Source organism: Peribacillus sp. S4 (genome assembly GCF_046715815.1).
Classification (GTDB): domain Bacteria; phylum Bacillota; class Bacilli; order Bacillales; family DSM-1321; genus Peribacillus; species Peribacillus frigoritolerans.
On the sequence record NZ_CP175708.1, the window covers coordinates 828,583 to 840,912 of the forward strand.

13 protein-coding genes and 3 pseudogenes are annotated in these 12,330 nt (G+C 39.8%); 10 read left to right on the forward strand and 6 right to left on the reverse strand.

The features are described 5' to 3' along the window. The first annotated feature begins 307 nt into the window (after positions 1-307). The 4 genes and pseudogenes from ACJ9PY_RS03985 (at position 308) to ACJ9PY_RS04000 (ending at position 4,219) form a co-directional block, all read left to right on the forward strand. Positions 308-835: a DUF6241 domain-containing protein gene (locus ACJ9PY_RS03985; protein WP_098864908.1), complete on the forward strand. Its 528-nt coding sequence runs from the start codon at positions 308-310 to the stop codon at positions 833-835. Between the two features lie 226 nt (positions 836-1,061). Beyond that, positions 1,062-1,355, forward strand: a pseudogene (locus ACJ9PY_RS03990) (tyrosine-type recombinase/integrase); the annotation flags it as partial. A 928-nt stretch (positions 1,356-2,283) separates the two neighbouring features. After that, a pseudogene (locus tag ACJ9PY_RS03995) lies at positions 2,284-2,979 on the forward strand (hypothetical protein); the annotation flags it as partial. An 808-nt stretch (positions 2,980-3,787) separates the two neighbouring features. Continuing rightward, complete coding sequence (locus ACJ9PY_RS04000; protein WP_098864910.1) at positions 3,788-4,219, forward strand: ASCH domain-containing protein; 432 nt, start codon at positions 3,788-3,790, stop codon at positions 4,217-4,219. 597 nt (positions 4,220-4,816) lie between these two features. Here ACJ9PY_RS04000 and ACJ9PY_RS04005 read toward each other — a convergent pair. Both ACJ9PY_RS04005 and ACJ9PY_RS04010 read right to left on the reverse strand, forming a co-directional pair. Then, the gene (locus ACJ9PY_RS04005; protein WP_034305321.1) at positions 4,817-5,107 is read right to left on the reverse strand and encodes a hypothetical protein; all 291 of its coding nucleotides are present in this window, start codon (positions 5,105-5,107) and stop codon (positions 4,817-4,819) included. Between the two features lie 407 nt (positions 5,108-5,514). Further along, positions 5,515-5,721 (reverse strand): hypothetical protein, encoded by a 207-nt coding sequence (locus tag ACJ9PY_RS04010; protein WP_098186839.1) that lies wholly within the window; start codon positions 5,719-5,721, stop codon positions 5,515-5,517. A 474-nt stretch (positions 5,722-6,195) separates the two neighbouring features. Between ACJ9PY_RS04010 and glsA the strand changes: the two genes are divergently transcribed. Continuing rightward, positions 6,196-7,137, forward strand: coding sequence for a glutaminase A (gene glsA / locus ACJ9PY_RS04015; RefSeq protein WP_411740231.1), 942 nt, complete (start codon positions 6,196-6,198; stop codon positions 7,135-7,137). A 126-nt stretch (positions 7,138-7,263) separates the two neighbouring features. On the opposite strand, the gene ACJ9PY_RS04020 is transcribed toward glsA, so the two are convergent. Next, the gene (locus tag ACJ9PY_RS04020; RefSeq protein ID WP_241637776.1) at positions 7,264-7,458 is read right to left on the reverse strand and encodes a hypothetical protein; all 195 of its coding nucleotides are present in this window, start codon (positions 7,456-7,458) and stop codon (positions 7,264-7,266) included. Continuing rightward, positions 7,445-7,966 carry a tyrosine-type recombinase/integrase gene (locus ACJ9PY_RS04025; protein ID WP_411740232.1) on the reverse strand — a complete coding sequence of 174 codons (522 nt, stop codon included), beginning with the start codon at positions 7,964-7,966 and terminating at the stop codon, positions 7,445-7,447. Before ACJ9PY_RS04025 ends, ACJ9PY_RS04020 begins: the two co-directional genes overlap by 14 nt. A 418-nt stretch (positions 7,967-8,384) precedes the next feature. Here ACJ9PY_RS04025 and ACJ9PY_RS04030 point away from each other — a divergent pair, with 418 nt between their 5' ends. The 3 genes from ACJ9PY_RS04030 (at position 8,385) to clpP (ending at position 10,301) form a co-directional block, all read left to right on the forward strand. Further along, entirely contained in the window at positions 8,385-8,651 is a 267-nt protein-coding gene (locus ACJ9PY_RS04030; RefSeq protein ID WP_369315815.1) for a hypothetical protein, read from the forward strand. A gap of 327 nt (positions 8,652-8,978) precedes the next feature. Then, positions 8,979-9,686 (forward strand): sigma factor, encoded by a 708-nt coding sequence (locus tag ACJ9PY_RS04035; RefSeq protein WP_057275541.1) that lies wholly within the window; start codon positions 8,979-8,981, stop codon positions 9,684-9,686. A 30-nt stretch (positions 9,687-9,716) separates the two neighbouring features. After that, entirely contained in the window at positions 9,717-10,301 is a 585-nt protein-coding gene (clpP, locus tag ACJ9PY_RS04040) for an ATP-dependent Clp endopeptidase proteolytic subunit ClpP (protein ID WP_034305312.1), read from the forward strand. A 124-nt stretch (positions 10,302-10,425) separates the two neighbouring features. Here clpP and ACJ9PY_RS04045 read toward each other — a convergent pair. Beyond that, positions 10,426-10,545: pseudogene (locus tag ACJ9PY_RS04045) on the reverse strand (alpha/beta hydrolase); the annotation flags it as partial. 136 nt (positions 10,546-10,681) lie between these two features. On the opposite strand from ACJ9PY_RS04045, the gene ACJ9PY_RS04050 reads away from it, so the two are divergent. Together ACJ9PY_RS04050 and ACJ9PY_RS04055 are read left to right on the forward strand one after the other, a co-directional pair. Beyond that, positions 10,682-10,804, forward strand: a complete 123-nt coding sequence (locus ACJ9PY_RS04050; protein ID WP_411739515.1) for a hypothetical protein — start codon at positions 10,682-10,684, stop codon at positions 10,802-10,804. Continuing rightward, entirely contained in the window at positions 10,804-11,268 is a 465-nt protein-coding gene (locus ACJ9PY_RS04055) for a DUF6241 domain-containing protein (protein WP_411739516.1), read from the forward strand. Before ACJ9PY_RS04050 ends, ACJ9PY_RS04055 begins: the two co-directional genes overlap by 1 nt. A 151-nt stretch (positions 11,269-11,419) precedes the next feature. Here the strand turns inward: ACJ9PY_RS04055 and ACJ9PY_RS04060 are convergent, their stop codons facing one another. Further along, positions 11,420-12,313, reverse strand: coding sequence for a TauD/TfdA dioxygenase family protein (locus tag ACJ9PY_RS04060; RefSeq protein ID WP_063577321.1), 894 nt, complete (start codon positions 12,311-12,313; stop codon positions 11,420-11,422). Positions 12,314-12,330 lie beyond the last annotated feature (17 nt).

Consider the following 12,330-nt stretch of genomic DNA (forward strand, 5'->3'; position numbering starts at 1 on the left):
AGTCTCAGGATGCTCTGTATTCCAATAACTTTTATATAGAATTTTTATATAGGGAATAGTTTAATGGCCAATTCAGAGTGATTATTAATCCCATCAAATCAATTTAGATTTAGATGATTTTGAGGATTAATAACTTATGCTCTATTTTTTTATTATAAGATAAAAATTTTATATCTATCTATATGGTTACTTAATAGTTTAAGATTATTTGTTAATAGTTTATGTTAATATAATAATGGTTAGCTTATCCATAAAAGGATGTAACTGAAATGAGTGATAATCGAACTATGACTCGGAGGAACTTACAATGAACAAATTTAGATGGTCAATGGTTGGACTTATAACAGCTGCAGCAGTTATCTCAGTGGTAATGACAATTTATCAGAATGCTAAAAATTATGAAGAAAGGCGGGAATCTAGAAATACTCCTGGGGAAATTTTGAATAAGGATGATGAAGAAGCAGAAATGGAAGAACAAACTGCAGCAATTGGCGGAGTTGAAGATTCAACTGGTCTTAGTCCTAATTCAACTCAAGACGAAGTCATTGAGGTTATGCATCACATGACACATCAAAAAGTTATTTCTGAAGACAAATGGGGATCAGTTCAGATGACTTCTGAAAACATTAACGAAGTTTACGAAATAGTGAAAGGCAGCGATTTCTCTCTTAAAAGTTATTTGTTAAGGATCGTAACTGGTTGGAAAGAAGGAAACTTTGAAAACGTTGATCAAGATCATAACTTCTTTTGGGAATATCAAGGAGGAACTGTTGGAAAAGCTACTGGAGTCCTTAACTCGGATGAAGAAGCAGAATTTATCGATAATAACTTTTAACAAAAACGAGCCCATCAAGGCTTATTTTTTATTTTAAAATCAATATTTTATTAACCAAAACAAAAAGGACCTGGGTGGTCCTTTTGTAGCTTGTCCGCAGCAAGGACATCAAATTTCAAATTTCTTTGTTGTGATGAAGTTCATAATTTAGCAAAATTTATTGGATATGATCTTCAGCTTGGAGCAAAGAAAGAAGAAACGAACTTATATAAAGCTTTAGAAAAGATTGTTTGTGACCGTAGACGATACCCCGTTAACTAAACGCTAGGTACAATCACGAATACACGATTACGGAGAGCAGGCGGGTATAAAAGATGTACGTTGCAGACCGCATACGTTCCGACATACCTTTGCAAAGATGAGCGTTAAGAATGGCACCGGGATATTCGAGCTTCAGCAGATACTCGGACATACTACGTTTGAAATGGTCCGGACATACGTTAACCTATTCGCGGAAGATTTGAAAGAGCAGCACCGGAAGTTTTCTCCATTAAATACGTTAAAGAAACGAAACTACTAATTAAGCGTCACTTCGGGTGGCGTTTTTTTCTTTTCTTCACGGGGTTAAAAAACCCGAAATACGCAGCGAATAACGTCTTGCTCCAACTACACAGGGACGGAGAGATACAACGCTCGACCGCCTTTATTCCGTATTGCTATTTCGGTCCAAACGTACAGATGAAACAACAATCGCAGAAAGTAGGTCATTTTTTGGCGATATTAAACGTCTATAAAGAGATGCTGAAGCTTGGCGACCTGGAATCGTTTTTAGTTTAGCCGAAGTACGGACGGAAAAAGGACGGATGCTGCGAGCCGGACATATACGTACACTTTCGGCGCACTCCGTTTTTTATCGAGGTACAGAAAACAGTTTACAGCTCTAAGCAGATGGATGAGAAACTCGACCGATATTGTCTGTTATACGAAAATGGTGTTATCGATAATCCGTTCCCGCACGTCCTTATACTTTCGGATCAGCGCTATGCAATCGACGGAAATTATCCGTTTAAGGTCTTTCAAAGCGAATCATTTACGGAGTTCATGAGTTCGTTAAGGAGCGAACCAGCGCCAAGCAGGTCGAGTGAAGGCGGAGTGCGAATCGTTGTTAAATAAAAAGGCTCTGTTAAAGGATGTTGTTGATTTTCTTGATGAACTAACTGGGCAGTTTAGTTGAACAAGGAAAGATGGTCCAATGATTTGCATAAGACGCATATTGCGAAACTAGCTCAGCAATTCATCCAGAGAGAAACTTAATTCCGGAACAAGGTCGGAACGCTGGTAAAAGCTATATTTTTCTATTTAGTTACAACTATAAGGACAAACGGTCACGCAATATTAAAAAACAAAAATATATTATTTAGAAGGAGGTGAATTTTATGTCATCTAATTCTAATTTTTGCTGTCCTCTCTGTTTTAATAGGATCTGTTGTTGTCCCCCTGTTCATCAAGGACCTCCGGGTCCTCCAGGTCTCCAAGGAGTTCCAGGAATTCCAGGGCCCCGAGGACTACGAGGACCTCTAGGACCTCCAGGACCTCCAGGACCTCCAGGACCTCCAGGACCTCCAGGACCTCCAGGACCTCTAGGACCTCAAGGGCCTCAAGGGCCTTCAGGACCTCCAGGACCTCCAGGACCACAAGGGCCTCCAGGAGAAGATGCAGGTTGTCTATGTGATTGCTGTGTTTTTCCTATGCAGAACGTTTTACAACAACTTGTTGGGCAAACTGTAATTCTTGGCACTATTGCAGATGCACCAAATGTACCTCCTCTCTTTTTTTTATTCACTATTATTCAAGTGAATGATTTTTTAGTTACTGTTACAGATGGAGTGACAACCTTTAGTGTAAATATTTCTGATGTAACAGGGGTAGGATTTTTACCTCCAGGACCAATTATCAATTTGTTGCCACCTGTTGATTCTGGGTGCGAATGTGAGTGTCGTGAACGACCAATTAGACAATTGCTGGATACACTTATCGGTTCTACAGTGAATCTTTTAGCAAGTAATGGTTCTATTGCAGCAGATTTTAACGTGGAACAAACAGGTCTTGGCATAGTGTTAGGTACTTTACCAATAAGTCCTGAAACAATCGTTAGATTTGCAATTTCAACTTGCAAAATTACGGCTGTAGGGCAGACTAGTTGATCAACCTTAATCTTTAACAAAGTCTAATAAAAAAGAGGAAGTCGGGGGATTATTCCGCATCCTCTTTCTTTTCGATAAATTCAACTACCTCACTTATTGAGCAATCCAAGTATTCGCCGATAAATAAAATATTGGAGGCGATTATATGAAAAACGCTAAAAAAATTACCGTAACTTACTTATTTGAGGGAAGATTTATCCATCAGAAAATACACCTGGCCTTCTTTTATCAGGCAATAAAGTTTTCGTGACTCACGAAAGGTTAGCTGTTTATAAAGCAACTCCTACAAGCGATCTGAACGTTTATCTCGTTAATTTGGACGAAAATGACAAGGATTATTTAATGAATTCGGGTCCAGTCATGGAAGCTATAGGCGTTTGAAACCGAAAAGGTAAATAAACGGCGCGGCAACGCCGGAATTAAGACAGGATCACGGCAATGACCATCGAACGGAACGCCTGTCATGCGGCAACGTGGCGGGCAATGAAAAAGAACGGTTCAGGGCAATTTAGGCGGGCCCAAGAGCCGTTTTTTATATATTGAAGGCGGGAAATTTCGAAAAAGCTACGAAGTTTCCGTTCCTAATGCCTATTATTTTTTAGGGAGTTGCACTAGCATCTATTATGTCTACATGCACTTAGTGTTGCAACAAAATATAGTTAGGACCACGAGGACAGCGTACATTTTGGTTAGCTGTCTTTTTTATGGCAAAAGAGAACATTAAATCTAGATACAGTCTATATTATCCTTATTCAAGGGAACTATATAACCAATTAACTTAATGATGTCAGGAGCAGGGGGATTAATAATGAAAGTACTGTCGATGATCCAGCCTTGGGCAAGCTTATTTGTCCTTAGGGAATCCGAATATGAAACAAGGACTTGGAGAACGCATTATCGGGGTCCTCTTGCTATTCATACGAGCAAAAAAGTAGATAAGCCCGCCTGTAGACTGGATGGAGTTGCCGAGCTGCTGGCTAAGCATGGGTATACAGAAGATAATCTGCCGACCGGAATGATAATTGGAGTCTGCAAGCTGAAAAACTGTTTGAAAATAGAAGAAAACAATGGAAACTGGGCGGTCTTAGAAGATAGTCGGGTTATTTCAGGGAATGACTTGTTTTTAGGGGATTACAGAGTTGGCGGCTATGCCTGGGAAATTGAGGACATGCGGATGCTCGATGAATATATTCCTGCAAAAGGGCAGCTTGGGCTGTGGGAGTTTAGCGGAAAAATATAAGTATCAAACCATAGTGGCACTGAATCTGGAAATTCTATGCTTGTGGTTCTCTTTGGGGTTGCCATTTGATTAGGAATTTACTGTTTTTTTGGTGGTTTTTCATAGTTCTGAGACTAATTTTTGCTTGTTTCCCCATTGCGCGGTTCAAAAAGAGGGAGAAATATGATGGTTTTTAAGGGATATCGGTTTCCGCAAATGGGGAATTTAACATTTTTTTAGCCCGACTCAAAATCGTGTTCCTCTGGAGTGCCGGTTCGACCCCGGCCACCGGTATCACCAATAGCGAAGGATTGCTATTACAAAAAGCTTCACACTTAATTGTGTGAAGCTTTTTTGTGTTCATGACACTACAAGATCAAATGATTTTCCATCACTCAAGAATGAAGGAAAAGTGAAACGAAGGAGCAAACAAACATCATGGGAGTGATTAAGGGTATTAGGATATCATGTGATACACTGTGACAGACGCCTATTGAAGCCACAAAACGATACATGAATTCTCCATTAAGGAGCACGTTTGTTACTACGATTAAAAAAAAAACGAATGGTCAAAGAGTATTAACTCTGCCATTCGTTTCGTTAACTTTGATAAATGATTTAGAATTCAATATTCATAGCATTCAAGTCTGCTTCGGTATAGCCAGAAGCGGAGAGTGCGATTTCAATTTTTTCAGCAGCCTTATAATCAAATAATTTGAATTTAGACATTAATGCGAAGGCATTTTGATTTTCGATCGCCAAGGCAACAGCCTCCACGTCTTGCAGTAACTTCAGGTCTTCGATGTAGAATTGAGCGGTTCTCATAGCTAAATACTCATTCGTTGTAGTCGAACTGTAGAAAAGCCTTGTTAAAGTGGCGATTGCGTTAGGAACGAAAATCTTATTCATAATTACCCCTCCACTATTCATAATATTCTGTCACCCGAGTCATTACTAGTATGAGTCACTCTAAAAATGTTGTCAATCTTTATCTTTTGAGCATTTTTACTCACCAGTTGAAAGTAGGTATATATTGAAATTGAGTAATAAAATATCTGAGACTTTTCCAAAGGCAAAAATCATTGCACCGGGTGCACGACGTAGGCGAAAGAATGAAGTTTTTTTACGAAACGAACCAAATTATATCTACCATGTTGATTCAAGCTCGATCGTTAGATCTCAGGCTCGATCATAACCAGTTTGATTATATACTTCTTCTATTTACTTTATTCAACGCCATTTTATTAGAAATTCTTTCAATGATGAGATCGTTTCTGTGCTCGAAAATTTTAAAGGGCTTAGGAATCAACAGATCCTTATAAACTGTAAAGAAGGCGGGCTCCCACATTCCGCAGCTCTCCAGATGAAACACTATCAGCCACAATTATTTGCATGGTTCTCGTAGCTGTCATTCGTTTGTCTGGATGCTTCAGTTGTAGCTGCTGTTGTATCGCTCGGAAAAGTTCATTATTTTCTGGACGGTTGGCGTTATAGATTTCTTGTAAACTTTTTGATTTTCCCATGACCTTTCCTACTTTCCATCAAGTGTGAAATACATATAAAAGCTTATGCAATAATATTCGTATGTTCTATATTTCCGTCTGATCGCTTCTAATTCCTTCTTTTTTCAATTAAATCTTTAAAGAACAGAGAAGGTTGCCCCTTTTTTTTTTACAAGGCGTTAGCCCACCTGTCTTACAGCTTGACCTTTGTTATATATGTTGTTGTTTTTCTTTATTCTTTAAAAAAGAACCTGTGCATTAATCAGGAGGGAGGTATAGGAAGACCTTATAAAGGGTGAATTAAATTTAGTAAATAATAAATGGAGGAGCATATAAAAATTTCTTTAAAGAATTATTATATAAGAAATCCAAGACCAGGAAAGTAGCCGTAGCAGTATTTTTAATAATATCGATGGAATATGGCAATAAATAAAAAAACACTATCAAAGAATACTTCACAAAACAAATTTTCTAAGGGGCGGAATTGTGAACAATATGGGATGTCAATGCAGGTCCAATGACGAATTACAGCAACTGGTTGATGAGGCAAAAAAATATACGAGTAACGGAACAGTGGCAAACTATATACCGGCTCTTGAAAAGGCGAATCCTGAGGATTTGTCTGTTGCTATTTACTATCCTGACGGGAAAGGATATTGTGCGGGGAATGTAAGCTGTAAAATGACCCTTCAAAGCATATCAAAAGTTTTGACACTTGCTCTTGTATTAATGGAAAAAGGGGAGGATCATGTTTTTTCCTATGTAGGAAAGGAACCCACTGGGGATCCTTTTAATTCGATTTCCAAGCTAGAGACAAACAAGCCATCCAAGCCTTTAAACCCCATGATCAATGCAGGAGCATTGACTGTGACTCACATGATTGAGGGTGCCAGTGTAACCGAGCGATTTCAGCGTATTTTACATTTTATCCGGGAGTTGACGCAAAATCCGAATATCGGCTTTAATGAAGATGTTGCCCGGTCAGAATATAATACAGCAGACTTGAATAGGTCGTTAAGCTATTTTTTAAAGCAGCATCAAGTAATAAATGAGGATGTGGAGGAGTTAATCGAATTGTATTCGAAGCAGTGTGCCATTGAAATGGACAGTCAGGATTTAGCGAGGATAGGCTGTGTGCTTGCCATGAATGGGAAAGATTTGCTGACGGGAAAGCAAATCATCCCAGGGGACATTGCCCGTATTTGCAAGACATTCATGGTTACCTGCGGCATGTATAACGCATCAGGTGAATTTGCCATTAATGTTGGCATACCGGCTAAAAGCGGTGTGTCAGGGGGAATCATGGGGGCCGTCCCCGGAAAATGCGGGATTGGAATTTATGGTGCAGCGCTGGATGAGAAGGGGAACAGCGTTGCCGGGATAAAAATCTTGGAAATGATGGCGAAAAAGTATTCCTTAAGTATGTTTAATTTGTAAACATGGAAACCAGTACCGAGTCAGTCGGATGTTAATTGAGTTCAGTGTAAAGCCTTAAGGAAACAAATTTTACTTTCAAGGCAAAAAAAAGACCTTTGCACATAAGGGCAAGGTCTTAGGACTATTTCATAACAAGTTAGAGAAAAGGGATACTTTTTTATATAAAGCATTTACCTCTTTATTTCGATGTTCCCCGATTTCATTTTTTAGCTGGCCTTCCATATCGGTCATTAGATCAGCTAACTTCAATGCCTTTTGCCTGTCGGTAATATTGCTGCGAATGATAGATTCATATTTTGCATTGTATTCAGTCAGTGACATTTCTTCCGTCCTCCCATAGTGTAAAGTCATATAAGCTGCCCTCTGTTCCTTCATCAGCAACCCCAATGTACTTAAGTGTAATTACAGGGTGTGAATGGTTAAGGATCATTTGTAACTCAGCGAGGTTCTTACTTCGTTTATAGTGCCAGTACCCGAATGTTTTCCGCATGGTATGTGTACCGACGCCCTCGATGTCCACCATGTCAGCTGCTTTATTAAGCTGTCTGTAAGCTTGTATCATACTTATTGGCTTATCTCCCTTGCGTGAGGGGAATAGCCATTCACCATCAATGGTGGCTATATAGGTGGCCAATTCATTACATATGGTATTAAGCTGTATCATTCTTGGCTTTTTTGTTTTCCCTTCCTTGATGATGACCTCCATCTTGCCTTCAATGTCCTTTATCTTCAGCGATAATAGATCAGTCACCCGTAAGCCGGTATTGATGCCTAACAAGAACAATATGTAGTCTCTCTCGCTGCAATGTCTTTTCAATGACCATTTCATATCATCTAATTTTTCCGATGATCTGATTGGTTGAACGTCTATTAAATGTTCTTTTGGCAAAAGTGATCACCCTTATTTCACGCCAATGGAATCAGTATTTTGAATGTATACTTTTAAGAGTAACACTGAAAAAGGAGGGAAGTCAATTTGAGGGGTATATTGATATTTTTTGGACTGTCCATTTTATAGGGTTCGGAGTATTTTTAGTTGTTTATTGAATAATGGCAATAAAAACTTCTGGAACTTGATATAATGAAAATAGTAATATTTTTCTAAACTAGTGTTATTGATGGCTATTTAATAGATGAATTAATTCATTCTGAATGTAATATGCTTTAGCAGGATTGGGGAAACCACCATGAAGAGAGTTTTGGCTATATTGAAAAAATCACACCCTATAATGTCAAGGTTGATTACCATGGCAATTATGGTTTTGGTTTTTTACTGCATGTTCATGTTCGCAGACCTGGATAATGAAAAGTCAGACAGCGAGCGTCATAACGAGCGGTCGGTGAATTTTGAAGAGATGAGCGATCAAGAGTCTGAAGAAAAGCCAGCAGGTTCTATGGTGAACTATTGTAAAGATAGCGCTAATGAGAGTCGCTCCTCCAGTTGGTTTGGTATGGAAGTAAACGAAATGGAACCTAGCGAATACACGGTCGAATGCATTGAACACTTGGAATAGCAGCGGAGTTCCTATGAACAAATTAAGGATTCACACCAAGGACATCAGGTACGTTACATCCAAGCGTCTGGCTGGCTTATTGGAATGGAGCGGAATGCACGGGAGTAATGGTCTACACTGAAATGATTGGTGACGAACCGGGTACACAGCGGGGGAAGCCCATATTAGCCTGTTTGGATCTTAACCAAATAGGTTTTTAGTATGAAAGGAAATCCAATGGAAAAAATGGAATAGAATAATGAAGCATGAAGGAAAATTTTTCACCCCCATATCTTTTTCTCTTTCTGAAACGTTTAGAGGATAGAGGGTGTTGAAGGAGTGAGAAAAATGATAAATAAATTGAGGGAAGATATTTCTGAAGAAAAGGATAACGGTACAATTTTGCGTGAAGTTTATCCTGAATTGATTCGGTTTTGCCGATTTCTGACCCAAAATAATTGGGATGGGGATGATTTGGCTCAGGAAACGATATTGAAGGCAATGCAGGGCTATGGGAAAAAAACGGTGATAACCACAGCTTTATTGAAGACGATAGCACGACATTCCTGGATTGATACGATACGAAAAAGGAAAAAAGAATCTTTAGACGATCTGTTGGATACCGAACAACTGGGGGCAGTTGGGGGAAATGTCTTTGAAACGGTTGAATATATAATAAAATCCCTTACCCCGAAACAAGCGGTAGTGTTCATATTAAAGGAAGGATTCCTCTACCGGTCAAAAGAAATCTCAGATTACTTGAACACCACGGAAACGGCTGTAAAGGCAATCTTGAACCGTGTGAAGAAGCGTTTTGAGAATGACGTTGAGGATCGTAGGTTGTCTTGCGTGGAAGTTTGGCAGGATGAGGAGGAGCAGCGTCTCATGTCCCTGATGACACAGGCTTTAAAAGCCCAAAATCCTGATATCCTCATTAAAAGCATCCCATCTTTCAAATCCCTGAACAGTGAGTCGATGATTCCTAAACTGATGAATCGTTCGAATCTTTCCAAATCAAGCTTCACTCCTTCAAACACACTCTCAATGGCTGCATAGCCAATATTATTGTTAGGAGGAAGAAGAGATATGACCACCATTCCATATGTAATTGAGCAATCCAGCAAGGGTGAGCGCTCGTACGATATTTATTCCAGACTTCTAAAAGACCGTATCATCATGATTGGGGAAGAAATCACCGATCATTTAGCCAATAGTGTGGTTGCCCAATTGTTATTCTTGGCAGCAGATGCACCTGATAAAGAAATTACCATCTTCATAAACAGTCCCGGGGGATCGACCAGTGCCGGTTTCGCCATTTATGATACGATGCAATATATTAAGCCTGATATCCGGACTGTATGTACGGGGATGGCCGCATCATTCGGTGCCATGCTTTTATTGGCGGGTACGAAAGGGAAAAGGTGCGCTTTGCCAAATAGTGAAATCATGCTTCATCAACCGCTTGGTGGGGCGAGGGGGCAAGCAACGGAAATCGAAATTTCTGCCCGAAGGATTTTGAAGCTAAAGGATCATATCAATCAAATCATCTCCGAAAGGACCGGTCAGCCTATCGAAAAGGTGGCGAAGGACACAGATCGCGATTACTTCTTAAGTGCAAATGAGGCGAAGGATTACGGTATAATCGATGAAATAATCGTTCAGGATAATTAATTCTGATAAAGACGCTGGCTGTACTAAAACGAAAAGAAACTGCCGATATTAGATTGGCAGTTTTTTTTACCTTTTTACATCACTCCATCTATTTATCCACAAAACCCCATACCTTGTTTCAATACTATTCCAAATCCACTACCTTAGCTTCACAATGCCCGGCACCCGGTATTATCAATTTGTCTTTGTATACTGTTGCTGCATTATATGTGTCATCCAGTATGCAATAAGTGACGAATGAATCTTCTGGAAAAAATGGAATGGTATGTTGGGTAATTATCGATATCTGGGTTTGGATTTCTTCCTTTTCTGGATAGTCCATCCATTTAATATGTTAAAATAAATAGTATCTGACATTATTAATCTTGGAGGAAGTTTTTATGAAGAAACCGCAAAAGGTTTTACTTATTAGTGGAATCTCTGCTGCTGCATTATTCGGGGTGGGGGTTGCTCCTTTAAAATCATGGAGAACTCCAATGAGTACGAAAAGGCTCAACTCGTAATGGAGGCCAGGGAAGCCAAAGAACAAATTGAAAGAGAAAGAGAAGATGAAAAAATCGAAGCCAAAAGGGAAGCGAAAGCTAAAGTTGCCGAACTTGAAGCGAAAACGGCGATATATGATGGGATTGAATTTGAAACGGGACTTGATGAGGGCTCAACCGAAACGGAAGTCATGGACGTCATGCATAAAATGACTCATCAAAAGGTTCGCTCGCAAGATAAATGGGGAGCTATACCGATGTCCCCTAAGATTATAGAAGAAGTTTATAAAATAGTGGATTCAAGTGATTTTCAGCATAGAGATAGATTGCTGTCCATCGCTGCCCGGTGGCGAGACTTTGATTTTAGCACGATCGTTCAGGACCATAACTTCTTTTGGGAAGATAAAGAAGGCACCGTTGGAAAAGCCCATGGAACATTAAGTCGGGCAGAAGAGGTTGAATTCATTGAAGTTAATTTTAAATGAGGGGACAAAGTACTGAAAATGCCAAAGGGCGAGTTGGCTAGTCCTGCTCAATAAAGAAAACACTCAAACTTCCTGCAATAAGGCCGTTTGAATGTTTTCATTCGCTTATGGGGCAGTCAAGTAATGGAAGCTTACCTTCGATACAGGAGTTTTATTTCTTAACAATTAGTCTGCTGGACTCGTTCTCCTTGTTTACGGGAACGTCTTTTCCTACTGTGACCCTGCGAACGACGCGGTGCTGGTCCCCGTAATCGGCAATAGCGTAATGCTGCGTGGCTAGGTTATCCCAAATGGCCACGTCGCCTTCACTCCATTGCCAACGCACGGTATTTTCTAAGCGCGTGACGTATGAATCGAAGATGCTTAATAATCTTTCGGATTCACTTGTTGTATAGCCTTCCACTCTACCAGCAAAGCCACCTAATAACAAATGCCTTTTTCCGGTTTCGGCGTGTACGTGAACGACTGGGTGCCTTGTTTTATAAATGGTCGATTCGAATATATCACGATATTTCTTTTTAACCTCATCATCAATGTTTTCGGCTGGTTTGAATTGAGCATAATCATATTCATTTGTATGGATTGCCCATAGTCCGTCCGCTAATTTCTTCAATCCATCCGGCAGGTCCTCATATGCTTCATTCGTATTGGCCCAAACTGTATCTCCGCCAACATCAGGGATGGTCACCCCTCTTAAAACAGAGTATTTAGGAACCTCTGGAACGAAAGTGACATCAGTGTGCCAATGGTTTGCTTTAGCACCGCGTTCGGAGTCAAGCTCGAAAATATAGTTAGTATTGTCTTTGACCGGTACTGTAGGATGTGCATAAGGTTCACCCAATAGTTTGGCAAATGCTTCTTGGCTGGCATCGTCCAAATGATTTTGACCTTTGAAGAATATGACTTTATGATCGTTTAACGCTTGTTTGATTTCATTGAAAATAGTTAAATCCAAGTCTCCGCTTAATTGCACTCCTTGAATTTCCGCTCCAATCCTTCCTGCTACCGGTACCACTTTCAATTGTTGTGTTTTAGTTTCCGTCATAATCAATCTCCTCCTGT